The organism is Methylobacterium longum, from assembly GCF_022179385.1.
Taxonomy (GTDB): domain Bacteria; phylum Pseudomonadota; class Alphaproteobacteria; order Rhizobiales; family Beijerinckiaceae; genus Methylobacterium; species Methylobacterium longum.
The window spans coordinates 21,079-44,571 of sequence record NZ_BPQS01000042.1; the positions used below are offsets into that span (position 1 = coordinate 21,079).

Consider the following 23,493-nt stretch of genomic DNA (forward strand, 5'->3'; position numbering starts at 1 on the left):
ACATGATGGAACTCAACACCTTCTCGATCGCGGCCCGCTGCCCCCGGACCGGCCATCTCGGCGTCGCGGTGGCGAGCGCCGTCCCTGCGGTGGGCGGGCTGTGCCCGTTCCTCAGGGCCGGGATCGGGGCCGTCACCACCCAGTCCTGGGTGAACCCCTACCTCGCCGCCCGCATCCTCGACGGGCTGGCCGGGGGGCAGGCGCCCGACGCGGCGCTGGCGGCGGCGCTCGCCACCGACGACCGGCCGGACCTGCGCCAGGTCGGGCTGGTCGACGCCCACGGGGCCGGCGCGGCCTGGACCGGCGCCGGCTGCACGCCGGCCGCCGGGCACCGCACCGGATCGGGCTACGCCGTCCAGGGCAACATGCTCGCCGGGCCCGGCGTCATCGACGCCATGGCCCTGGCCTTCGAGGACGCCGCCGCCTGCGCCCTCGACGAGCGGCTCATGCGGGCGCTCGAGGCGGGCGACGCCGCGGGCGGCGACAGGCGCGGCAAGCAATCGGCGGCGCTCCGGCTCGTCGCCGGCGAGGATTACCCGCTCCTCGACCTGCGCGTCGACGAGCACGGGGCCCCCGTGGCGGAGCTGCGCCGCGTCCTGGAGGTCGCCCGCCGGCAGCTCGTGCCCTTCGTGGCCGGCATGCCGCGCAAGGACGGCCCGGCCGGCGCTCTGCCGGACGACGTCGTGGCGATGCTCCTCGAAGCGCCCGGGACGCGGCCGGGCGCGGCGCCGGCGGTCCCCGACCCGGTCCGCGATGTCATGGGCCTGCACCAGGAGGCGGGGCGGATCGCGCATCTGCTGGCCCAGTTCGCGCCGGTGCTCGCCGAGATCGAGGTGCTGCGCACCCTCGATCTCGCGCACATCCATCCGCCGCTCGTCTTCGATCCGAGCCTGCCCTACCGCGACGTGCCCCTGCCGGTGCCCCATGACTGACGCCGTCTGGCAACGGCCGATCACCGAGCTGGCCCGGCGGGTCGCGGCGCGCACGCTGTCGAGCACGGAGCTCGTGGACGCCTATCTGGACCGGATCGCGCGGCTGGACGGCGATCTGAAGAGCTTCGTGTGCGTGTCGCCCGCGGTCCGCGACGCGGCGCGCGCCGCCGATGCCGAGATCGCCCGCACGGGCCCGCGCGGCCCGCTGCACGGCATCCCGATCGCCATCAAGGACAATTACACGACGGCCGACCTGCCCACCCGGGCGGGCACGTCGGTGGACGCCCTGACCTTCCCGCGGGAGGACAGCCACTGCGTGGCGCGGCTGCGCGCCGCCGGCGCCGTGATCCTCGGCAAGCTGCGCATGCACGAATTCGCCTGGGGCATGGTCTCGCCGCCGACGCGCAACCCCTGGGACCTCGCCCGGGTGCCCGGCGGCTCCAGCGGCGGCTCGGGCGCCGCGGTCGCGGCCCGCCTCTGCCCCGCCGCCCTCGGTTCGGACACCGGCGGCTCGATCCGCATCCCGGCCGCCCTCTGCGGCGTGGTCGGCCTCAAGCCGACCTTCGGGCGGATCGGGCGGTCGGGAATCGTGCCGCATTCCTGGTCCCTCGACCATGCCGGGCCGCTGACCCTGACGGTGGCCGACGCGGCGCTGCTGCTCGAGGCCCTGGCCGGTCCCGATCCCGGGGACCCGGCGGCGCACGCCGCGCCCGTCGCCGCCGTCGCGGCCGGACTGGATCGGCCGATCCGCGGATTGCGGGTGGCGGTGATCCGCGACCACTTCTTCGACGGGCTCGACGGCGCGGTCGGCGCCGCCGTCGAGGCGGCGATCGGGTTCTTCGCCGGGCAGGGCTGCACGGTCCGGGACGTGGCGGTTCCGTCCCTGCGCTACGGGCTCGGCGCCATCTACGCCATCGAACTCGCCTCCTCGGCCGCCTATCACGACCGCAGCGTCGCGGCGGGGCACACGGCGGGGTTCGCCGAGGACGTCCGGGACCTCGTGGAGATGGGCCGGCTGGTGACCGGACCGGACTACCTGCGGGCCGAGCAGGTGCGGGCGCTGATCATGGCCGAGATGGCCGCGATCCTGTCCGAGGCGGACGTGATCGTCGGCCCGGCCTCGCCGCTGACCGCGTGGCGGACGGAGGAGGCCAGCGTGGCGCTCGCCGGCCGGTCGGAGAGCGTGCTGGCGGCCTCGTGGCGCCTCACCTACCCGTTCAACCTCACGGGCCTGCCGGCGATCGCGCTGCCCTGCGGCTTCGACGGGCGCGGGCTTCCGATCGGCCTCCAGATCGCCGCGCGGCCCTTCGGCGAGGCCGTGATGCTGCGCATGGCCCACCAGTATGAGCGGGCGCACGCGTGGTGGCGCCGAGTACCGCCCTTCGCCGGCTGAGGCGCTCGGCGCGTCCGCCGCAGCTCTCCGGCGCCGCGGCGAACGATTGTCCCCATTCAAGACCGGCCTTCATCGCGGCCGTTACCGTCCGGCTCGTATAATTTTGAGTGGAACGCTTCTGGGCGCTTGCCGTTACTGCCTTCGATTGAAGTCAGGAGGCTACTCATGCGGAACATCGTATTGTCCGGCGCCCTGTTGGCTGCCCTGTGCGGCGCGGCCGTGCCGGCCAGCGCCGAGGACACCACCGTCATCCGTCGCGACAGCGGCCCGGGCGTTTCCGTCGAGCGGCGCGAGGGCGTCGTCGAGCGCCGCGAAGTGACCACCGGCAGCGTCGATTGCGGCTCCAAGACCGTCCACAAGGAGGACGGCATGGGCAACTCCAAGACCGTCCACAAGGAAGGCTGCAACTGAGATCCCCCGGCCCCGCGCGTTCTGACGTCCCTGGAGGTTTGACCATGACCAACAAGCTTCTCCTGTCGGTGGCGGCGGCGGGCCTCCTGGCCCTCCCGGTGGCCGCGCAGGCGCAGGGCACCCTGCGCGGCGCGGCCGAGGGGGCCGAGGCCGGATCGGCGGCGGCGGGCCCGGTCGGCGGCATCGTCGGCGGCGCGGTCGGGGCGGCCACCGGCACGGTCGGCGGCATCCTGGGCGTCGACGACCGCCCGCGCTTCCGCAGCTACGTCCGCGAGCGGGGTGCCCGCTCGTACAGCTGGGGCGGGCCGGTCCAAGTCGGCACCGTCCTGCCGGAGGACAGCGTGACCTACTACGACGTCCCCACCGATTACCGGGTGCGGCCGGGATATCGCTACACCATCGTGAACGACCAGCCGGTCCTGGTCGATCGCGGTCACCGCATCGTCGAGGTCATCGACTGATCGGAGCCATCCGATCGCCGAACCTGAGCTGCGCGAGCGGACCCCCGGGGGCCGCCTCGCAACAGCCTCGCGGGAAGAAGGCCGCTCCCTCCCGGGGCGGCCTTCTTTCTTCGCCTGTCTCGGGATTGGGGCGCGCCGTCGCGAACCGGGATGTTTGTGACGGGTGGAACGTCGCGCGCCGTGCCGGGCGGACATGTCCCGACCGGGCCGTCGCCGGATCGTGGCCCGGCCAATGGCCCCGAGCCTCGGCGGCTAGCGCGTGATCTCCGCGGCGATGCCGTTGAGGGCCTTCACGATGTCGTCCGGCGGGTACGGCTTGGCGAAGAAGAGCCCGTTCTCGGGCAGGTCCTCCTTCATCACCTTGCGCCTTCCCGACGTGATCAGGATGGCGACCGGCGGCCAGCGCTCCCGGACGGCATGCGCCAGCCTCAGGCCGTCCATCGACCCTTCCATCTCGATGTCGGTGAACAGCACGCGGATTTCGGAGTGGCATTCGAGGATACGGATGGCCTGGTCGGCGTTCCGCGCCTCGTAGGCGGTGAAGCCCGCCTCGATGCAGAGGTCGACCGCCTCGGCGCGCAGCAGGGCGTCATCCTCCACGACGAGGACGGCGATGCTGCCCGGGTTGAATGATTGTCCCATCTTACGCGACCCGAACCCTCACGCCTCACCCACCGCGCCGCCGGGCATGCCCGTCAGCCTGAACCTGATGCCGGACGGATCGAAGTCCACGCGGCCCTCGCCCTCGAAGTAGGACGCCACGATCCGCTCGATCAGCTTCGAGCCGAAGCCGCGGCTTCCGGGCGGGGTGACAGGGGGCCCGCCGGACTCGACCCACTCGAAGGCGAACGCTCCGTCCTCCACCCGCCACGTCATCGCGACGCGCCCCGTGTCGTTCGAGAGGGCGCCGTACTTGGCCGCGTTGGTCGCCAGTTCATGGGTCGCGAGCGAGAGCCCGAGCGCCTGCTGCGAGGTGAGGATCAAGCGCGGGCCCGCCCATGAGATGCGGTCCTCGGTCACGCGATGCGGGTCGATGGCCGCCGCGATGACGTCGTGGATGTCGGCCTCGGTGAAGTTTGAGCGGGTGAGGATGTCCTGAGCCCGGCCGAGGGCCGACAGGCGCTGTCCCACGGCCGTGCGCCCTTCCTCCATGGATTTGGCTTGGCGCAGCGTCTGGGTGACGATGGCCTGGACCATGGCCAGCGAGTTCTTCATGCGGTGGGCCAGTTCCTGGGCCAGCAGCGCGCGCGCTTCCTCCGCCACCTTGAGGTCGGTGATGTCGCGCGAGATCGACAGGATGCGCTCCGGCTTCCCGTCGGCCCCCATGATCGGCGAGACCTGTACGTCCCAGTACCGCCGATTGCCCTTCATCGTGTCGGAGTAGCCCTGGAAGCTCGAGGCGACCCCCGCCCGGGCCGCGGCGATGGCCCCCTTGGCGGCGAGATTGCCCGCCCCCTCCCAGAAACTCGGCCAGGGGCACCCGGCCACGGCGTTGAAATCCGAGACCTCCATGACGCGCTTTCCGCCTTCGCTCATGAAGGCGAGCTTGGCATCGAGGTCGAGCACCTTGATGCAGTCGTTGGAGGAGGCGAGCACCCCGCGCATGAAGGCCTCGCTGTCGCGCAGCTGCTCCACGGCCCTTTGCCGCGCCGTCACGTCGGCGGCCATGCCGAACCATTCCGTGACGCGCCCCTCCTTGTCCCTCACCGGGATGGCCCGCGAGAAGATCCAGCCCGCGCTCCCGTCGGCGAGGCGCACCCGGTGCTCCATCTCGAAGGGCTCCGTGCGCGCGACCGCCTCATCGATCCTGGCGCGAACGTCGGCTTGGTCCTCCGGGAACAGGTAGCCGTCCATCCAGCGCACGCTCGGCGCGTCGGCGTTCGCGATGAACCCGCGGCCCTGGAGGGTGCGCATCTCCTGCCAGTCGGGGCTCATCGTGTAGAGGCTGTCCGAACTGGCCTCGACCAGGGCGGCCAGGCGCCCCTCGCCGGCCCGCAGCCGTTCGATGGCCGCGTCGCGCTGCCGCTGCGCGCTCACCCGGGCCGTGCAATCGGAGGTCACGTTGAGCAGGCCGACGACCTCGCCCCGCTCGTCGCGCACGGGGGAATAGGCGAAATCGTACCAGACCTGCTCCTCGAAGCCGTTGCGCGTCATCGTCAGCGGCTGGTCGCGGAAGGCGAAGCTCTCCCCGCGGAAGGTCCGGTCGATCAGCGGGGCGAGCTCGTCCCACAGTTCCGGCCACACGTCCTCGGTCGGCAGGCCCAACGCGCTCGGGTGCCGCGCCCCGAGGATCTCCGCGTAGCCGTCGTTGTAGAGGAAGATGCGCCCGGGACCCCACATGACGCACATGGGGTGCAGCGACGCGAGCATCATCTCGACCGTGGTGCGCAGGACCGCCGGCCACGTCTCGCGCCTGCCCAAAGGGGTCGACGCCCAATCGTATCGGCGGACCAAGTCCGCCATCCGCAGGGAATCGGTCCGCCCGACATCTGCGCCAAGCTTGGCGTGCAGCGTCATTCCTCGTCTCGCCACCTACCTCGTTCGGCGAGCCCCCCGCCTTGCCGCACCCTAAACGGTCGCGGAAGACGCAGGAAGAGAGCCCCGGTGACCTCTGCGTGAGGCTTGTTCACCCGCCACCCCTCGGGCGCGCCTCCGCCCGCTCCGAAAGCCGCGTCACATCACGCACCTTGCCGCCGGGCGGAAACAGAGCCTCGGCGCGGAGGTTGTCCGTTGAGTTAGGGCCACCTGGCGGCGGATAGCCCTGGGCAGCGAGCCGTGTGGCGGGACCTGAAGAGGGCTGGCGTGTCGCGTCGGGACGAGACAAGGCGGAGCTTGGCCGATCTCAGGCTCCTCCAGGCGGCGGTCGAGGCGACCGGCGAGGCCATCCTCATCACCACCGCAGACCTCGACGAGCCCGGCCCGGTCGTCGTCTATGCCAACCCGGCATTCACCCGCCTGACCGGGTACGAACTGGACGAAGTGGCCGGGCGCAGCCCGCGCTTCCTCCAGGGGCCCGGCACCGACCGCGCCGTCCTGGAGAGGGCCCGCGCCGCCCTCTCGGCCGGTGAGCCGTTCCAGGGCGAGGCCCTGAACTACCGGAAGGACGGGTCTACGTACCGGGTCGAGTGGCTGATCACGCCGGTCCGGGACGCGGACGGGCGCATCTCCAACTGGGTCTCCGCCCAGCGCGACGTGACCGAGCGGCGCTCCTTCGAGGACGGGCAGGCGCTGATGGTGCGCGAGCTGCACCATCGGGTGAAGAACACCCTCGCGACCGTGCAGGCCGTGCTCAACGCCACCCTGCGCTCCTCCGTGACGATGCACGAGTTCTCCCGGGCCTTCACCGGCCGGATCACCTCCCTGGCCCGGACGCACGCGTTGATCACCGAGGATGAGGCTCAGGTCGCCTCGTTCGAGGGCCTGCTCCGGTCCGAACTCGACCCGTACAACGAGCGCGGCCGCATCACCCTCGAAGGCCCGAGGCTCAAGCTGCCCTCGGAACTGGCCGTGCCCGTCAGCATGGCCCTGCACGAGCTGACCACCAACGCGCTCCGCCACGGCGCCTTGGCGCATCCTGGGGGCCGGATCGCCGTGACCTGGCTGGTGGAGGACGGCGCGAGGGGCCGGTGCCTGACCTGGACCTGGAACGAGCACGACGGCCCCCCGCCGGCACTGCCGACGCGCGAGGGCTTCGGCATGCGATTGCTCAACAAGATCCTGACGGTCCAGACGGCCGCGGAGGTCGACGTCACCCGCGACGCCGACGGCTTGCGGATCAACGTCCGCGTCCCGCTCGCGCAGACCTGAGGCGTGGCGGCTGCGCCCCGCGGCCGGAAGCGCGGGCCGGGGCGGGCGAACGCCGTCCGGGCCGGGTGGAACGTGACGCTGCGTCAGGCTGCGGGAGCATGCCCCGCGAAATCCCGTATGGCCGAGACCATCGCCCGGCCGTCGAACGGCTTGCCGAAATACAGCCCGCGGGCCGGCATCGCGCCCGCCCGGGGCGCGCGCGGCGCCGACGATGTCAGGATCAACTCGATGGGCGGCCAGCGGTCACGGATGTGGGCTGCGAACGTGAGGCCCATCACCGACCCGCGCGTGTCGAGATCCGCCACGACGATGCGGATGTCGGTCCGATCCTCCAGGACCCGGATGGCCCATTCCGTGGTGTTGACCTGGACGACCTCGCAGCCGGCGGCGTCGATGTAATCGGACAGCGTCATCGCCAGCAGCGGCTCGTCCTCCAGCAGGAGGACGACGGGGCGGCGTCCCGCCCCTTCGTCTTGCGAATGTACCACGGTGCACCCCGATGCCGCCCGCATCAGGACGCTTGAATGTGGGTAAGCGGGGCGCGGAACACCGCCGCAAACCCCTCGGTCATGTAATCGAGGTCGGCATCGCGGGCGCCGACCAAGCCTGTGCGGATGAGCCGCGTGCCGAACCCGCGCCTCGCCGGCTCGACCGCCGGCGGGCCGCCGTGCTCCCGCCATCTCAATTCGAGGACGGCCTCGTCCCCCGGCAGGACGGCCCACGACAGCGCGACATGGCCGCCCTCCACCGAGAGCGCGCCGTACTTGGCGGCGTTGGTGGCGAGCTCGTGCAGCAGCAGCGAGAGGGACAGCACCGCCGAGGGCGCCAGGCCGATCTCCCGGCCCGAGAGGACGAAGCGGTCCATGGCTGCGTGCGGCCCGAGCACGCTCGTCGCGACCGCCCGGAGCGAGGCCGGCGCCCAGGCATCCTGCAGCAGGACGTCGTGCGCCCGCGACAGCGCCATGATGCGCCGCTCGAACGCCTCGACGGGCTCTCGCTCGGAAACGGAGCGCAGGGTCTGGCCGGCGATGCTCTGGACGACGGCGAGGGTATTCTTCAGGCGATGCGACAGCTCGTGGTTCAGGAGATCCTGCCGTTCCTCGGCGCGCACGCGCGCGACCGCGAGGCGCAGCCGGGATCCCACGTCGCGGATGAACGCGAGTTCCGGCGCGGTCCAGTCCCGCTCCACCCCGGTGCAGACGAAGAGCAGCGCCACGAAGGCCCCGCGCTCGAACACCGGCGCGTTGACGAAGGCGCGGGCCCTGTGCGCCTCCAACGCCGTCGCGTTGGCCCGGGTCCGCGGATCGGTGCGGCAGTCCCGCACCACGACGGTCCTGCCGCGCTTCAGGTCCTCGACGTACGAGCCGTAGTCGCGGAAGTGCAGGGTCCCGGCCAGGGATCCGGCGCCCCCCGTGGTCCAGTCGCGGGCGACCGTGACCGTCTCCTGTTGGGGGTCGACGTCGCCGTAGCCCACCAGCATGGCGTCGAGCGTCTTGCCGAGGATCTCGCTGGTGACGTGCGTCATCTCCTCGACGTCGTCGAGGTCGCGCAGCCGGTCACCCAGCGCGATGAGGGCCGAGCGGCGCGCCTCCGCCTGCACCCGGTCGGTGATCTCCAGGAAGATCACCCCGAACTGGCCGCCGCCGAGCGGGAAGGCACGGCCCTCGTACCAGCGGGCCAGCGTCCCGACCTGGCGGGTGAAGGCGATGGGCTCGCCGGTCTCGACGACCGCGGCGAACTCGTCGACCCAGGCGTCCTCGATGCCCGGCAGCACCTCGCGGATGGTGCGTCCGATCACTGTGGCCGGATCCATGGACACGAGTTCGGCCCAGGCGGCGTTGACGTCGACGTAGCGCCAGTCCCGGATCGCCCCCGCGGCGTCACGAATGACCTCGCCGACCATGAAGCCCTCGCTCAGGCGCTCGAACAGGCCGCGCCAGTGCGCCTCGCTGGCTTGCAGGTCACCCTGAGCCGCGTGCCGGTCGCTCACGTCGGTGAACAGCACCGCCACCTCGTGGCGGGCCGCCGGTTCGACGCGGTGCACCGAGACCTCCAGCCGCCGACCGGTCGGGCTGAATGCGCGCTCGAACCGAACGGGCACGCCGGTGCGCCACACCTCCAAGTAGGTGTTCAGCCATTCCTCGGGGTTGTCGGTGACGATGTCGCGCAGCGTCTGGCCGACCACGTGCGGGATACCGAGGTGGTGCTCGAAGGCCGGGTTCGTCTCGACATGCACGTAGTCGCTCATCGGCCCGTGCGGCCCGGCGACGAAGCGGATGACGCAGAAGCCCTCGTCGATGTTGTCGAACAGCGCGCGGTAGCGCTTCTCGCCCTCCGCGAGCCGTTCCTCGGCCGCCCGGCGCTCGGTGACGTCCTGCACCGTGCCGATCATCTGGACGACGCGGCCGTCCCCGTCGAGGATGACATCGGCCCGACGCGCGATCCAGCGCAGCGCGCCGTCCTCCGCCCGACGAATGCGGTACTCGACGCCCCCGGCCCCCCCGGCATCCTGCCGGGTCTGCTGGCCGGAGGCCGTCGGCCGGTCCTCCGGGAGGACGAGGGCCTCGAAGGTCTCCGCCGTGTACAGGCCGGTCGGCGGCACGCCGAACAGGCGTGCGAAGACCGGCGAGACGCTCATCAGGCCGGTGTCGATGGCGAGCTCGAAGGTGCCGATGCCGCCGGCTTCCTGGGCGAGACGCGAGCGCCGGTCGCTGTCCCGCAGGGCCTGCTCGCCGTCCAGGCGCTCGTAGACCGCCGACATCAGCCGCGCGACGGTGGCGAAGAACGTCAGGATTTCCTCGTCGAAGGCGGGCTGCTGGGTCGACGCGAACGAGATGACCCCGCGCAGCGAGCCCCGGCTCATCACGGGATATCCGGCGTAGGCGTCCAGGCCCATGGCGCGCGCGGTCGCGTAGGCCTCCCCGCCGGATGTCTGCAGGCTGGCGAGCACGAGGGGCTGCCGCCGCTCGGCGACGATCCCGCACAGGGGCGCACCGATGGGCAGGCGCTGCAGCAGCTCCTGCACCTCGGCCGTCGCGTTGAGGGAATGCGTCAGGTGCAAGTCCCTGCCGCCGGGCCCGAGGTCGTAGGTGTAGCTTCGGTCGAACCCGAGCGTGCCCGCGCTCGCCGATAGGATCGGGGCGAGGACGGCGGCCGGGTCGGTGGCGTTGAGGAGCGCTTGGGAGCTCCGCGCCAGGATGTCGAGGTGGCGCACCCGGCGTAGCTTGTCCCGCTGGTGCTCCAGCAACGCGTCGCGGTGCTCCACCGCTCGCCGGGTGGACAGCAACTCCGTCACTTGGCGGGCCAGGGCACGCAGGTCGTCGGCCTGCTCCTGCGACAGGCCTTCGGGCCGGGGCATGGTGTCGATGACGCACAGGCTGCCGAGCACGTGCCCCTCGGGCGTGCGCAGCGGCGCGCCCGCGTAGAAGCGGATGTGCGGATCGTCGGTGACCAGCGGGTTGGCGGCCGTGCGCAGGTCGGCGCTCAGGTCCGGGATGATGAGCAGATCCGGCTCCGGCAGCGCGAACTTGCAGACCGAGCGGTCGAGATCCGTCTCGCAATGGGGGAAGCCGACCTTGGCCTTGAACCACTGCCTGTCGGCCGCGACCAGGCTGACCAGGGCAACGGGGACGGCGCACAGGCGCGTGGCCAGGCGCACGATGTCGTCGAACCCCTGTTCGGGGAGCGTGTCGAGGATCGAGTAGGCGTCGAGGGCCGATAGGCGTGCCGGGTCGAGGACGGGGCTGCTTGGATCGGGCTGCATCGCGCTGGCGGGTTCGTGCGGCAGGCCCTCTCAAGACCTTGAGCGTGTCTCTACTGATGAATCGGCTTTTTGCGAGGCAATTCCACATCGTCGACGACGTCGAACCGGGGACGGGATGCCGCATGTCAGGGGCGTCCCGGCGCGGACGTCGCTATCCGGCGAGCGGGTCGTGTCCCCGGGGCACCTTCTGGACGGCGCGGCGGAGGATGCGGGACAGGTCGGCGACCGAGTAGGGCTTGCGCAGCAGGTCGAACCCGTGGGTGCCCTCGGCCGCGAGCACGTCGCTGTACCCGGAGGTGAGGACGACCGGCAGGTCCGGCCGGCGCCGACGGATCTCGCCCGCGAGCTCAACGCCGTTCATGCCCGGCATCATCACGTCGGAAAACACCACCTCGAAGCGGAAGGGGACCCGCTCGATCTCGGCCAGCGCCTTCGTCGCATCCGTCACCCAGACCGTCGAATAGCCGAGTTCCCGCAGGGCCTGCTCGGCGAAGGCGCCGACGTCGATGTTGTCCTCGACGACGAGGACGCAGGTGCCATGTCCCTCGGCCAGCGGCTCCGGTTCGACCGTCACAAGACCGGACGCAGCGGTGTCGACGCGCGGGAGGTAGACGGTGAAGGTGCTGCCGTCGCCGAGGGCGCTCTCGACCGTGATCTCGCCGCCGGACTGCTTGGCGAAGCCGAACACCTGGCTCAGGCCCAGCCCGGTGCCCTGGCCGACGACCTTCGTCGTGAAGAACGGCTCGAAGATGCGCTCCAGGTTCTCGGGCGCGATGCCGGAGCCGGTATCCGAGACCGAGACCGCGACGAAATCGCCGCGCCGTCTCGGGTGTGCCCGCACGGCCGGGATCAGGGTGGCTCTGCGGAGCTGGATGCGAAGGTGCCCCTCGCCGCCCATCGCGTCGCGGGCATTGACCACGAGGTTCACCAGCGCGGTGTCGAACTGGCTCGGGTCGGCGTTCACGTGCAGGTCCTGCCGGTCCTCGCCGGGCAGGTCGAGCTCGACCCGGATCCGCGCGCCCGTGAGCGTGCCCACCATGTCGGCGACCGCGGTCACGGCGTGGTTCACCGCGAAGGTCTCGGGCCTCAGCGCCTGCCGCCGGGCGAAGGCGAGGAGTTGGCCGGTGAGCTTGGCGGCCCGGTCGACCGTGTCGGAGATCGCCCCGATGTATCTCTGCCGGCGTTCCTCGGCGAGATCGCGCCGTTTCAGCAGGTCGGTGGAGGACTTGATGACGGTCAGGAGGTTGTTGAAGTCGTGGGCCACGCCGCCCGTGAGTTGCCCGACCGCCTCCAGCTTCTGCGACTGACGGAGTTGCTCCTCCAGTGCGCGCCTGTCGGTGACGTCGCGGCCCGCCGCGTAGAAGCGGTCGCCGGTCGGGATGGCGTTCCACGAGAACCAGCGGTGGCCGCCGTCCCGCGTCCGGACGCGCACGTCGACGTCGGCGAGCACGCCGCCGCCGCTGACCCGCTCGAAGGCCGCCGAGACGGCATCCAGGTCGTCGGGGTGGACGAAGGTGTCGAAGCGGGCACCCTCGACCTCGGCGATGTCCCACCCGAGCGTCTCGGTCCAGGCATCGTTGGCCGTCTGGAACAGGCCGTCGAAGCCACAGACGACGAGGAGGTCGCGGCTGGCGCGCCAGACGAGGTTGCGCTCGGTGGTCTTCTCCTCCGCGGTCGCCTGGAGCGTGGTCTCGGCCCGGCGGCGGTCGGTGATGTCGTTGAACAGGACGGCGACCCGATGCTGCTCGGGCTCGCCGACCCGCAGGGCATGCACGTCGAACCAGCGGCCCATCGCGACCGCGCCGCTCTCGAACCGCACCGGCCGTCCGGTGCGCGCGACCTCGCCGTAGGTGTCGAACCAGAAGCGTTCGTGGCCCGGTACGATCTCGCTCATCCAGCGCCCGACGACGTCGTGCAGTCCGGTCTGGGCCCCAAAGGCCGGGTTGACCTCGACGAACCGGTAATCAGCCGCCCGGCCCGCCGCGTCGAACCGCATCTCGACGATGCAGAAGCCGCTGTCGACGGCGTCGAACAGGGCCCGGTACCGGGCCTCGCTCTCGGCCAGCACCCCCTCGGCGGTGCGGAAGCGGGTGACGTCGAGCTGGCTCGCGAAGAAGTACCGGAGCTCGCCCTCCGGGCCGAAGACCGGGCTGACGTAGAGTTCGTTGCGGAACGGCGTGCCGTCGCGCTGGTAATTGAGGATCTCGACGACGACGTCGCGCCGGCCGGTGATGGCGTCGCGGACCTTGGCGATGTCGGTCGGATCGGTGCCGGGCCCCTGGAGGAAGCGGCAGTTGCGCCCGATCAGCTCGGCGGCGTCGTAGCCGCACAGGTTCTGGAAGGCCCGGTTGGCGAAGACGATGGGATTGTCGGGCTGGCCGGGGTCGGTGATGATCTGCGGCATGCGGGTCTTCTCCGCCGCCGTGAACAGCAGGTCGGCGGAGGCCGCGGAGGTCTGCTGCCCCTGGCCCGGCCGGCGCAGGCCATCGCCGCGCGCGGCCTCCAACCGCGCCTCCAGATGCGCCACGCGCTCTTCGAGTTCGCGCTCGCGCCGTCGCAGCCTCTCGTTCTCTGCGTCCATGGCCCCCTCGGTCGGCCGCGTGGATAGCGGCGGCGGCGGCGGGGGACAACGCGGTACGGCCCGGCCAGGGCCGTCGCGATGACGCAGCAGGCCTCGGATCCGGCGGCGGTGATGCGGGGTGCCTCACCCCGCGAACCGGTGACGCCGGTGCGCTGGCCGCGCCATTGGCGAGGGCGCGCGGCGGCGCGCATCCGGTTCTGCGGAGCGCCGGGCGTGTGCGACATGACGGAACCACGGATCGGGACCGCCGCGTATCGGCCGTCCGGCAGGGGCGCCGCCCGGGCCTCGCAGACCGCAACCGCGGCAGCCCGCACACGCGCGGTTGCCGGCACCCCTCGGCGGAATGGGGAGGCCCTGAACGGTTGGATCAGGTGCGCGCGAGCGCCGCCTCCGGCAGATGCAGCGTGATCCGGTACTCGGACGCGTCGTGGCTGCGCGTCACCGTCGCTTCGAGCTGACGCAGGGACATGTCCACCAGCAGCGTGCCGAAGCCGCGGCCGGGCCTCGGCTCCGGGATCCGGGCCATGCGCTCGCGCCATTCCAGCACGAGCCCGTCCTTCCGCTCCCAGGTCACCGACAGCGAGCCATCCTCCGATCCGAGGGCGCCGTACTTCACCGAGTTCGTCGCCCACTCGTGCAGGATCATCGCCAGCGACGACACGTGCCGCCAGTTGATCGTCATGAGCGGCCCCTCGATCGTGGTCGGGACGTGGTCGCGGTAGGGCCGGAGCGTCGCGCCGACCAGGCCGGAGAGATCGCTCATGCCCTGGCCGTCGCTGGGATCCGCCAGGGAATGCGCACGCCCCAGGGCGGAGATGCGGTCGCGCATGTCGGAGGCGAAGATGCCGATGTCCCGGTGCGTGCGGGCGCCCGCCGAGATCATGCCGCCGATGATGGCGAACAGGTTCTTCACCCGGTGGTTCATCTCCCGCAGCATCAGGTCGCGGGTCTCGGCCAGGGCGTATTCGGGCGAGACGTCGATGCAGACGCCGACGATCCGCTTGCGGTCGCCGCCCCGGGTCAGGCGCCCGTAGCTCCGGACGTGCCGGAGCGTCTGCTCCGCCCTGCGGATGCGGATGCGGGCTTCGAACTCGTCCAGCCCGTGCGCGGCCTGGGAGAGCGCCGCCTCGAGGCCGGGGCGATCCTCCGGCGTCACGCAGGCGATCAGGGTCGCCGTCGGGTGCGGCGTGTCGGGCGCGAGGCCGAACATCGTACCGGCGGTGCTGTCGACCAGGATGGTCCCGGCATCGGGACTGTACTCCCAGACGCCGATCCCGCCGGCCTTGACGGCCAGTTCCAGGCGCTCCCGCTCCGCCGCGAGCTGGCGCTCCAGGGACAGGGCCTCGGTGATGTCGGTCAGCACCAGGGTGGCGCCGTCGATGCTCCCGTTCTGCAGGCGGTAGGGCAGGACCCGCAGGGACAGCGTCCGGTTCCCGTCCCGGGTGGTGATGCGCCGCTGGATCACCGAGCCGCCCGCACAGACCTCCTGCGCGTCGTGCAGGTAATCCTGCCCGGCGAGCCGGCTCGCGACGTCGGCGAGCGGACGGCCGCGGTCGCCCGGCTGCAGGGGGAAGATCGTCGTGGCCGCCGCGGTGAAGCTGCGCACCCGCAGGTCGCGGTCCAGAACGATCACGGCGAGGTCGGTCGATTCGAAGAAGTTGCGCAGGTCTGCGTTGGCGATGGTGAGCTGCTCGACCTTCGTCTTCAGCTCGTCGTTGACCGTGGAGAGCTCCTCGTTCGTCGACTGGAGCTCCTCGTTCATCGACATCATTTCTTCGTTGGAGCTCTTCAGCTCCTCGTTCGTCGTCTCCAGTTCCTCGACGGCCGAGCGCAGCTTGTAGCGCGTGCGCAGCAGCTCATCCTCCAGCGCCTCGACGTGATCGTCGCCCGCGTCCATCTCCACGAGGTCGAGGTCGTCCGACGGCTGGAACGTACCGGTCTCGCGCAGGATCAGCAGCATCGCGCCGTCCGGCAGGGGATCGCAGACCAGCTCGACCGTCTGCGTGCCGTAATCCGAGCGGATCGCCACGTCCCGCACGACGACGCGCTTGCGCGCGTCCCGGGTCTGGCGGAGCAGGGGGCCGATCACGTCGCGCAGGCCCGGCCGCGCCAGCGTGATGGCGCTGGTGCCGCCGGTCCGCGTCACCGGGAAGTCGAAGTAGCGGCTCAGGCGCCCGTAGGCGGCGATGATGCCCCCGTCCTCGTTCAGCACCATGCTGGGCGGGGCGTAGCGTTCGACCACCCGCCGCACCGCCACGGTCTCGTCGGCGATCGACGGGTCGCCCCGGCGCTCCTCGCGTCCGCCGGGACGGGGTTCGCCGCGCCGGGCGCTTCCGGGCAGGTCGATCGGGTAGTGCGGCGCGCCCGGCGGCCGCTCGAACAGGCGGGCGTGCTGGTCGATGGTGGGGAAGAGCTGCTCGAACCGGCTCACGCTCTCGGAGGGGCCCAGGAACAGGTAGCCGCCGGGCCGCACCGCGTAGTGGAACAGCGGCACGACCGATTGCTGGAGCCGCTCGTCGAAGTAGATCAGCAGGTTGCGGCAGGAAAGGAGGTCCACCCGGGAGAACGGCGGATCCTTCACCAGGCTGTGGCTGGAGAAGCGGATCAGGTCCCGGATCTCGGCCGCGATGGTGAAGCGCTCGGCGTGGAGGACGACGTAGCGCTCGCGCAGGGGCGCCGGGATGTCGGCCAAGGCCGCCGCCGGGTAGCTCGCCTCCCGGGCGATCTGGAGCATGCGCTCGTCGATGTCGGTGGCGAAGATCTGCACCGCCAGCGGCACGTCGAGGCGGCGGGCCGCGTCGGCGAACAGCATGGCGATGCTGTAGGCCTCCTCGCCGCTGGAGCATCCCGGGATCCAGACCCGGATGTCCTCATCGGGGTTGCGGGTGCGCAGCAGGGGCTCGACCGCCCGCTCGCGGAGGATCTCGAACAGCTCGGTGTCGCGGAAGAAGCGGGTGACGTTGATCAGCAGGTCGCGGAACAGGGCCTCGCACTCGACCTGGTCGGCGCGGACGCGGGCGAGATAGGCCCGCCCGGAATCCAGGCCCAGCACGTGCATGCGCCGCTCGACCCGGCGCACCAGCGTGGTCCGCTTGTAGCCGGCGAAGTCGTGGCCGACGGCCGTGCGGAGCACCCGGCACAGGTCGTCCAGGTGGTCTGCGACCGGGCCCGATTCCTCGCCGCCGGCATCGGTGCCGCGGCGGCGGAAGAAGGCCGCGAGGCACTCCACGATCTCCCCCGGCGGCTGCACGAAGTCGACGAGCCCGGTCCCGACCGCGGAGAGCGGCATGCCGTCGTAGCGGGCGGTGTCGGGCTGCTGGACCACGCAGACGCCGCCGTGCTCCTTCACGGCGCGCAGGCCGGTCGTGCCGTCGGCGCCCGTGCCCGACAGGATCACGCAGGCGGCATTGGCCTGCTGGTCGACGGCCAGCGACAGGAAGAAGTCGTCGATGGGCCGCCGCAGCCCGCGCGGCTGGACGAACTTCGTGAGTTCGAGCACGCCGTTCTGGATGACGAGGCCGCGCCCGGGCGGGATGATGTAGACCGTGTCGCCGGCGATCCGCTCGCCGCCCTCGCACTGGAGCACCTGCAGCTCGGTCTGCCGGTCGAGGAGCTGCGCCAGCATACTCTCGTGATTGGGGTCGAGGTGCTGGACGATGACGAAGGCCATCCCGGTCGGGGGACGGGCGCGCGCCAGCATCTCGCGCAGGGCCTCAAGCCCGCCCGCCGAAGCGCCGATCCCCACCACCGGCCCGGCGAAGGGGGCGGGCACGATCTGCCCGCCGCCGAGGGCCTCGGAGGCCTCGCCTCCGGCCTCGTTATGGAAATCCTGGTGCATTGAGATCCGCGAGCGTGAGCTTGGCCTGCGCGACGGTGGCGACAGTGTTGGCGATCGTCCTCAGGGACCCCTCGATGACGAGGCCGCTCTCGGCAAGCGTCGGACTCAGCCGGGACAAGGTCCGGCCGAGCTCGGCATCGTAGGCGGAAAGTAACTCCGGTTGCGAGCGGCTGACGTCGAATTGAGATGCGAAAAGAAAGCGCACCTCGCCCGACAATGCCTTCAACTTGGACATGTACAGCAGATTGACGAACGGCCGCCCGTCCTTGCGGAAATTCACGATCGACGTGCGCACCGCATCCACCCGCTCATCCTCCAGGAAGGCGTGGATCTTGACCCGCGCCTCCCGGTTCTCGGCGTCGCGCTGCAGGAGGCGGCAATTCAGCCCGATCACGTCGGCGTTGTCGTACCCGGTAAGCCGATGGAACGGGCTGTTCACCAGCAACAGGGGGTTGTCCGGCGCAACGGAGGCCAGCGCGAGGGCGATGTGCGAGCTCTCGAAGTAAGCGTGGAGTTCGGCCGGGATGTTCTGCGTGTCCACGTCGGATCCCCGTCGCCTCCGTCCGTTCCGCCGCCGCGCGTCCGGTCCGTCCATCCTCCGGTCCGCCACCATGACGGACGCCACCGCCCTCCGGTTCCCGCGCCGGGCGCTGAGACGGCGGCCCGTCATGGGCGCCCCGGTCGCGGAAGGCAATGACCGGCCGGGCCGTACCGTGCCGGGACCCGCGCCCGAGCCTCGCCCGTGACGGTGCTGCCGAAGCGGGCCGTCGAAGCGGGCCGTTGCGCCTCCGGCGCGCCGGGCCTCGTCATCCCCGGCGGGCCCGGGCCGCGGTGGCCGCGGTCGGGCGGGGCGTTTCCCCGGGGCGGGCGATGGCCGGGATCGCCGCATCGGGCAGGGCGCCCCGCATCGGGCGTCCGGCGTCGTGGGGGGCGTCCGCCACGAGATCTTCCACGGCCCGCCACGCGACGAGTGCCGGAGGCGGGACACGTCCAGCCGCTGGAAGACGCGCAGGCCGTGACCAGTCCGAGGTCGACCGCCTCCAGCGGTGTCCGACCACAATCGGCCCTGCGCGGTCGGCCACCTGCGCCCGCCACCGTGCCGGATTCGGCATTCCGGCTACCAATCGCCGCCGCCATGCATTAGAGTTCCTCGCGATCCGGGCCAGGATCCCGGTTCTGCGAGGCAATCGCGGTCGATTCGCAGCCAATACCGGTACAATGTGGAATATTCGCGTGCAATAAAGCTTATTCGTTCGGGATAATTATGTTTTTAAACATGAATGCAGGTCGTTTTTCGGCGGAACTGCGATGCGTATACAATTCCATCTACAGAATGATGGATCGGAGATCTCATGAGGCGGTTTTGGAGTTGAGGTGCGGCGATTGTCTTTAGCGGATGAGACGGCCACGACGCGTTCTGATCAATCGGGTCGCCTTACTGATAGCTGGCATGCTGTTGTTGAAGCGGTTTCCGGCCGGTACAGCGAGCTTCTGTTCGCGCTGAAAGCCTCCGAGCAGGCTGTCGCGGCGCGCCTCGACGACCTCACGGAAAGCGTCCGGGGAGCGTCCGAAGGCGCACAAGGGGGCCGCGACGACGTCGCGGAAGCGGTTGATCGCCGCGTTGAGGATCTCGCAACTTTGCTGCGCGACCACGGGGCTGCGATTCTACAGGCTCAATCCCAGGTGCGGGACAGCCTCGCCGACGCCATCGCCGGCCGCTTCGGCGATCTGGCCTATCTGCTCCGCGAACACGAAGCGTTGGTCTCCCGGCAGCAATCGGAGGTGCGGGAGGGCTTCGCGGAGGCCCTGTCCAGCCGGTTCAACGACCTGGCGTACCTGCTTCGCGAGCAGGACGCCGCCTTCCGTGAGCGTCAGAACGCCGCCCGCGCTGACCTCCAGGACCTCGCTTCGCGGATCGATCGCATCGTTCCCCTGATCCAGGACGGGCACGCGGTTGCCGAGTCGCGTGCCGCATCGGCCCGCTTCCAAGCCGCGAGCTATCGGGCCGCGCTGGGGCGCGTGAAGGTCGTGTTCATCGCCCAGACGGCGGAGACGTGGCCGTCCTTCCACTCCGTCGTTGAGGCGTTCCGGCACGATCCGAGGTGCGAAACAACCGTCGTCGTATCGCCCTTTCTGCAAGGCGGCTATCCGTCGGCTCGCCTCCGCGATTTCCTCGTCCAGCGCGACATCCCGTTCACGACGGCGGAGGCTTACGACCTCGAAGCGGAGGCGCCGGACGTCCTCTTCTACCAGAATCCGTACGATTCGACGCGGCCGGCTTCCCTGCATGTCGGCTCGGTCGAGCGGGTCGTGCCGAGGATCGCGTACATTCCCTACGGTCTCGAGATCGGCGGCGGGGACGAGAACCGGCGCTACCAATTCGATCTCAACGTGCAGCAGCGATGCTGGCGTATCTTCGCGCGCTCGGAGCGGCACCGTCGGATGTTCGGCCGGTACTGCCGGGCCGGCGATAACCACGTCGTCGTATCGGGGCATCCGAAATTCGACTGGGCTCAAGGCTTCACCGCGGACGATCTCGATCCGTCGCTGGTGCGGGCTGTCGACGGACGGAAGGCGTTCTTGTGGAACCCACATTTCGCCATCTCGTCGGAATCGCAATGGTCGATGTTCTTCATCTGGAAGGACGTTCTCGTTGACCTCTTCGCGAGCCGGGAGGACATCGTACTCCTGCTCAGGCCGCATCCGTCCTTGTTCACGACGATCCTGCAACACGGGGTCATGACGCAGGCGGAGATCGATGCTTTTCTCCAAGGCGCCCGGGACCGGGGCGCACTCATCCTCGACGAGCGTCCCGACTATCGGCACAGCTTCACCGCATCGGTTGCCCTGATGTCGGACGTGTCGTCCTTCCTGCTGGAATACCTGCCGACGACGAAGCCGATCCTCTATCTGCGCAACGAGGCCGGGCCGGGGCTCAACGACGATGCGGAGATCATCAACGCCTACGCGCTCGGTGACTCCGACCACGCGATCAGACGATTCATCGACGACGTATCGGCGGGGCGCGATCCGTGCAGATCGGCTCGTCTCGGTCCCCTGAGCGAATACCTGTTCGGCACGGACGGGCTGGCCGGCCAGCGGATCAAGGATCACGTGGTCGCGGCGGTCCTCCACGAGGGTGCGCGGTGGCCGAGATCGCGCGCGCGCGACGAAGCGCCCGGAAGCCCCGACCTGGGACGCGGGCTGAGCACGGGACCCGGGCTGACCAGGCCGGTCGATCCAAGCGCTGCCCAGTCGGCGGCCTCGGCCTTCTGGATGGCGTGCAACAACACGTTCCTGGCCTCGCCCGAATACTATATGCGCCAGGAGGCCATCCTCCAGGCCCACGTGCTGCCGCTCATCGAGACGACCTGGAGCATCCTCGACATCGGCTGCGGCAACGGCCGATTCACGCTTCTCATGGCCGCGTGCGCGAACTCGGTCCGTGGGTTCGACCTCTCCCGGAAGCTCGTCGACCAGGCGCGGGCCGAGGCGGCCCGGCGAGGCATCGCGAATGCTCGGTTCGATCAACGCGATCTGAGCGAATACCGTGATGAAGACGTGTACGAGATGGTGTCGTGCATGGGCGTCGTATCAACCCTGATCGAAGACGAGCGTTTTGACGCCCTGCTGGGGATCCTGCGGGGGGCCGTTCGTCAGCAGGGCCTGCTGGTCCTGAAAGACACCGTAGCGGTGGGAGCGAACGACGTTTTCGTCTCCACCGCGGAGTACACGTCCCTGTATCGCGCGGAAGCAAAGTATCTCGGCGCGCTTGCGGCCTGCGGATTCGACGCAATCGAGGCCATCGAGATGGGGCGCGACCAGGGTCTCGTGAACAAGATGTTTATCTTTCGGCGCGCCTGAAGGGTTGGGGGTGAACGATGAGCCGCGTGGTCGGATCCCGTGTATCGCTCGACTACGAGGCGATCGAACGATTCTTCCGTGACCGGGGCGCGGTCGCGAATCGTCAATGCGACTACTCGGCGACGATGTACCAGGACCGTTCTCCGGACCTCGTGACGGCGCGCGATCGTCACGAGAAGAGCGCCGTGCTGCCCTTGATCGGCCACGGCGCCGGATTGCGGGTTCTCGACATCGGCTGCGGCGTCGGGCGGTGGGCCGACGCTTTCGTCGGGCAGGCCGCGGCGTATCTCGGCATCGACTTCAGCGAGGAGCTCATCCAGATCGCGCGGCGCCGGGTACCCGAGCGCCCCGATTTCGCGTTCCAGAGGGGCGCGGCCCAGGATCTGGCGACGGCCGAACTCGCGATAGCGCCGCCGTTTGACGTGTTCCTCATCGCCGGTGTCTTCGCCTACCTGAACGACGACGATGTTCTGGCCTGCTTGCGAGCCCTTCCTCCCCTGGCCGCCGCGACCGCGACCGTCTGCATCCGGGAGCCCGTCGGGATCGAGGCCCGCCTGTCCCTGATCGGCGAGTTCTCCGAGGAGCTCGATTGCAACTACAGTGCTGTCTACCGGACAGTCCCGGAATACGCTGAATTGATCGATAGAGGTCTGTCATGCGGTTTCACCCTGACCAAGCAGCAGCGTCTGCTACCCTCGTCTTTGGAGAACAGGCGTGAAACAACGCAGCATGTCTTCCTCGTCACCCGATCCGAAAAGCGGTAGGTCGTCCCTGGCGTTTGACTTGGACGGAACGGTTACGCGGGAGGAGATACTGCCGGCGATCGCGCGCGAACTGGACCTGTTCGACGAGATGTCGCTGTTGACCGATCTCACCCTGCGCGGAGAGATCTCCTTCGAACGGTCGTTCCGGCTCAGGTTCCAGATCCTGAGAAACGTGCCGCTCGCGCGCATCCAGGACATAACCGGGAGCGTGCGGCTCGACCCCGACATCGCCGCCTTCATCAGGGCTGAAGCCGACAGGTGTTTCATCGTGACGGGGAACCTCGATCTCTGGGTCGCGCCGTTGATGACCGTGCTGCCTTGTCGCTGGTTCTGCTCGAAGGGCCATCTCGGGCCGACGGGCGCCGTCGAACTGGGCGAGGTTCAACTGAAGAGCAGGGCGATCCGCGAGTTGCGGTCCAGTGGCAGCGACGTCGTCGCGATCGGCGACAGCAGCAACGATGTGCCGATGTTCGAGGAGGCGGATGTCGGCATCGCCTATGGCGGCGTGCATGAGCCGGTCGCGGCGCTCCACGAGATGGCCGATTACGTGGTGTACGATGGAGCGACGCTGTGTCGATTGTTGGCCACGCTGTGATTGCGGCCGCCGGCGTGGGGAGCCGGCTGGGGCATGGGATACCCAAGGCGCTGATCGACGTCTGCGGCCGCCTGATCATCGAATACCAGCTTCATCTGCTGCGCGATGTCGAGGACGTCCGCGTCGTCGTCGGCTATCACGAGCGCGCGGTCATCGCTGCCGTGCGACGGGTTCGCGCCGACGTCATCTTCGTGCGTAATCCGGCCTACCGTCACACGACCACGCTGCAGAGCCTCCACCTGGCCGCCAGAGATCTCCGGGGCAAGTCCGTACTGATCCTGGACGGCGACACCGTGTACGGCGCGAGAAGCTTCGCGACCTTCCTGGAGACGTGCCGCGAGCGATCGAGCCTTGTCAGCATCGCCGACGAGATCTCGGAAGATCCTGTTTACGCGAATACAGCCGAAGACGCCGACGGAATCACGGTGACCGGTTTCAGCAGAACGGTACCGAGTCACTACGAGTGGGCCAATCTCGCGCTCGTCCCCGCAGACTATCTGACGAACGACGAGACGCCGGTGTTCGAGAGGCTGTCCGCATTCGCCCCCCTACCGGCATGCCGGGTGGAACGGCTGGAGGTCGACACGGAGAAGGACCTCGCCGCCTGCCGAGCGCGCCTGGAACGGGATCCAGGCTTTGCCGGAGACCTCCCGTGAAAGCCTTCCCGATCGCGGATCCTGACGACGCATCGGGCCGGAGACGCTGCTCCGCCGGCCGCCGATCCGCTCCCCGCGGGCGGGGGGCTCTCGGTGGGGCCTCCGAGCCTGAGACGGCGCTGCGGTTTGTGGTTCGGGACCGGAGCCGCACGGCTGTCGGTCCGACAAAGCGCTCCGATACCGCTGGCCCGCCCCGGGCGGGTTCGCGCCGGCCTCAAGCGCCGGGCCGGCCGCGCCGGCCGCGATCGCCACGGCCGGCCCGGCGCCCCGAGATCGCCGAGCCTCCGCTCCACCCCGGATTTGGGTTCAGCCGCGCGCGATCTCGGCCTGGAGTTCTGGCACGACCTGGAACAGGTCGCCGACGAGGCCGTAATCGGCGACCTGGAAGATCGGTGCGTCCTCGTCCTTGTTGATGGCGACGATGACCT

The 23,493-nt window shown here is 70.1% G+C and carries 16 protein-coding genes and 1 pseudogene; 9 read left to right on the forward strand and 8 right to left on the reverse strand.

Going from position 1 to position 23,493, the window contains the following annotated elements; all coding sequences use genetic code 11:
* Positions 1–2 precede the first annotated feature (2 nt).
* The 4 genes from MFF58_RS24485 to MFF58_RS24500 all read left to right on the forward strand — a co-directional run bounded on the left by MFF58_RS24485 (position 3) and on the right by MFF58_RS24500 (position 3,197).
* Entirely contained in the window at positions 3–932 is a 930-nt protein-coding gene (locus tag MFF58_RS24485; RefSeq protein ID WP_238291651.1) for a DUF1028 domain-containing protein, read from the forward strand.
* The gene (locus MFF58_RS24490; RefSeq protein ID WP_238291633.1) at positions 925–2,325 is read left to right on the forward strand and encodes an amidase; all 1,401 of its coding nucleotides are present in this window, start codon (positions 925–927) and stop codon (positions 2,323–2,325) included. The genes MFF58_RS24485 and MFF58_RS24490 overlap by 8 nt, the downstream gene beginning before the upstream one ends.
* A gap of 165 nt (positions 2,326–2,490) precedes the next feature.
* On the forward strand, positions 2,491–2,736 hold the full coding sequence (locus MFF58_RS24495; RefSeq protein ID WP_238291634.1) for a hypothetical protein: 246 nt from the start codon (positions 2,491–2,493) through the stop codon (positions 2,734–2,736).
* Positions 2,737–2,780: 44 nt separating this feature from the next.
* Positions 2,781–3,197 carry a DUF1236 domain-containing protein gene (locus tag MFF58_RS24500; RefSeq protein WP_238291635.1) on the forward strand — a complete coding sequence of 139 codons (417 nt, stop codon included), beginning with the start codon at positions 2,781–2,783 and terminating at the stop codon, positions 3,195–3,197.
* Positions 3,198–3,449: 252 nt separating this feature from the next.
* On the opposite strand, the gene MFF58_RS24505 is transcribed toward MFF58_RS24500, so the two are convergent.
* Both MFF58_RS24505 and MFF58_RS24510 read right to left on the reverse strand, forming a co-directional pair.
* Positions 3,450–3,839, reverse strand: a complete 390-nt coding sequence (locus MFF58_RS24505; RefSeq protein WP_238291636.1) for a response regulator — start codon at positions 3,837–3,839, stop codon at positions 3,450–3,452.
* A gap of 18 nt (positions 3,840–3,857) precedes the next feature.
* Positions 3,858–5,714 carry a PAS domain-containing HWE histidine kinase family protein gene (locus MFF58_RS24510; protein ID WP_238291638.1) on the reverse strand — a complete coding sequence of 619 codons (1,857 nt, stop codon included), beginning with the start codon at positions 5,712–5,714 and terminating at the stop codon, positions 3,858–3,860.
* A gap of 315 nt (positions 5,715–6,029) precedes the next feature.
* Between MFF58_RS24510 and MFF58_RS24515 the strand changes: the two genes are divergently transcribed.
* The gene (locus tag MFF58_RS24515) at positions 6,030–7,004 is read left to right on the forward strand and encodes an HWE histidine kinase domain-containing protein (protein ID WP_238291639.1); all 975 of its coding nucleotides are present in this window, start codon (positions 6,030–6,032) and stop codon (positions 7,002–7,004) included.
* A gap of 83 nt (positions 7,005–7,087) precedes the next feature.
* On the opposite strand, the gene MFF58_RS24520 is transcribed toward MFF58_RS24515, so the two are convergent.
* From MFF58_RS24520 to MFF58_RS24540, 5 genes are all read right to left on the reverse strand, one after another.
* Positions 7,088–7,492, reverse strand: a complete 405-nt coding sequence (locus tag MFF58_RS24520) for a response regulator (RefSeq protein WP_238291640.1) — start codon at positions 7,490–7,492, stop codon at positions 7,088–7,090.
* Between the two features lie 23 nt (positions 7,493–7,515).
* Positions 7,516–10,767, reverse strand: coding sequence for a GAF domain-containing protein (locus tag MFF58_RS24525; RefSeq protein ID WP_238291641.1), 3,252 nt, complete (start codon positions 10,765–10,767; stop codon positions 7,516–7,518).
* 151 nt (positions 10,768–10,918) lie between these two features.
* A complete protein-coding gene (locus MFF58_RS24530) occupies positions 10,919–13,348 on the reverse strand; it encodes a hybrid sensor histidine kinase/response regulator (RefSeq protein ID WP_238291642.1) in 2,430 nt (809 codons plus the stop codon).
* Between the two features lie 367 nt (positions 13,349–13,715).
* Positions 13,716–17,186, reverse strand: coding sequence for a chemotaxis protein CheB (locus MFF58_RS24535; RefSeq protein ID WP_238291643.1), 3,471 nt, complete (start codon positions 17,184–17,186; stop codon positions 13,716–13,718).
* Positions 17,167–17,727 (reverse strand): PAS domain-containing protein, encoded by a 561-nt coding sequence (locus tag MFF58_RS24540; protein ID WP_238291644.1) that lies wholly within the window; start codon positions 17,725–17,727, stop codon positions 17,167–17,169. Before MFF58_RS24540 ends, MFF58_RS24535 begins: the two co-directional genes overlap by 20 nt.
* A gap of 833 nt (positions 17,728–18,560) precedes the next feature.
* Between MFF58_RS24540 and MFF58_RS24545 the strand changes: the two genes are divergently transcribed.
* From MFF58_RS24545 to MFF58_RS24560, 4 genes are read left to right on the forward strand one after another with little or no spacing between them, the layout of a single operon-like run.
* Positions 18,561–21,050 (forward strand): methyltransferase domain-containing protein, encoded by a 2,490-nt coding sequence (locus tag MFF58_RS24545; RefSeq protein ID WP_238291645.1) that lies wholly within the window; start codon positions 18,561–18,563, stop codon positions 21,048–21,050.
* A gap of 17 nt (positions 21,051–21,067) precedes the next feature.
* On the forward strand, positions 21,068–21,814 hold the full coding sequence (locus MFF58_RS24550; RefSeq protein WP_238291647.1) for a class I SAM-dependent methyltransferase: 747 nt from the start codon (positions 21,068–21,070) through the stop codon (positions 21,812–21,814).
* Complete coding sequence (locus MFF58_RS24555) at positions 21,765–22,409, forward strand: HAD-IB family phosphatase (RefSeq protein WP_238291649.1); 645 nt, start codon at positions 21,765–21,767, stop codon at positions 22,407–22,409. The genes MFF58_RS24550 and MFF58_RS24555 overlap by 50 nt, the downstream gene beginning before the upstream one ends.
* Positions 22,385–23,065 (forward strand): NTP transferase domain-containing protein, encoded by a 681-nt coding sequence (locus MFF58_RS24560; RefSeq protein ID WP_238291650.1) that lies wholly within the window; start codon positions 22,385–22,387, stop codon positions 23,063–23,065. The genes MFF58_RS24555 and MFF58_RS24560 overlap by 25 nt, the downstream gene beginning before the upstream one ends.
* A gap of 306 nt (positions 23,066–23,371) precedes the next feature.
* Here MFF58_RS24560 and MFF58_RS24565 read toward each other — a convergent pair.
* Positions 23,372–23,493, reverse strand: a pseudogene (locus MFF58_RS24565) (electron transfer flavoprotein subunit alpha/FixB family protein); the annotation flags it as partial.

Coding starts and splice junctions, on each gene's coding strand:
- MFF58_RS24485 (WP_238291651.1), top strand. CDS start 3: ATGATGGAACTCAACACCTTCTCGATCGCGGCCCGCTGCCCCCGGACC.
- MFF58_RS24490 (WP_238291633.1), top strand. CDS start 925: ATGACTGACGCCGTCTGGCAACGGCCGATCACCGAGCTGGCCCGGCGG.
- MFF58_RS24495 (WP_238291634.1), top strand. CDS start 2,491: ATGCGGAACATCGTATTGTCCGGCGCCCTGTTGGCTGCCCTGTGCGGC.
- MFF58_RS24500 (WP_238291635.1), top strand. CDS start 2,781: ATGACCAACAAGCTTCTCCTGTCGGTGGCGGCGGCGGGCCTCCTGGCC.
- MFF58_RS24505 (WP_238291636.1), bottom strand. CDS start 3,839: ATGGGACAATCATTCAACCCGGGCAGCATCGCCGTCCTCGTCGTGGAG.
- MFF58_RS24510 (WP_238291638.1), bottom strand. CDS start 5,714: ATGACGCTGCACGCCAAGCTTGGCGCAGATGTCGGGCGGACCGATTCC.
- MFF58_RS24525 (WP_238291641.1), bottom strand. CDS start 10,767: ATGCAGCCCGATCCAAGCAGCCCCGTCCTCGACCCGGCACGCCTATCG.
- MFF58_RS24530 (WP_238291642.1), bottom strand. CDS start 13,348: ATGGACGCAGAGAACGAGAGGCTGCGACGGCGCGAGCGCGAACTCGAA.
- MFF58_RS24535 (WP_238291643.1), bottom strand. CDS start 17,186: ATGCACCAGGATTTCCATAACGAGGCCGGAGGCGAGGCCTCCGAGGCC.
- MFF58_RS24550 (WP_238291647.1), top strand. CDS start 21,068: ATGAGCCGCGTGGTCGGATCCCGTGTATCGCTCGACTACGAGGCGATC.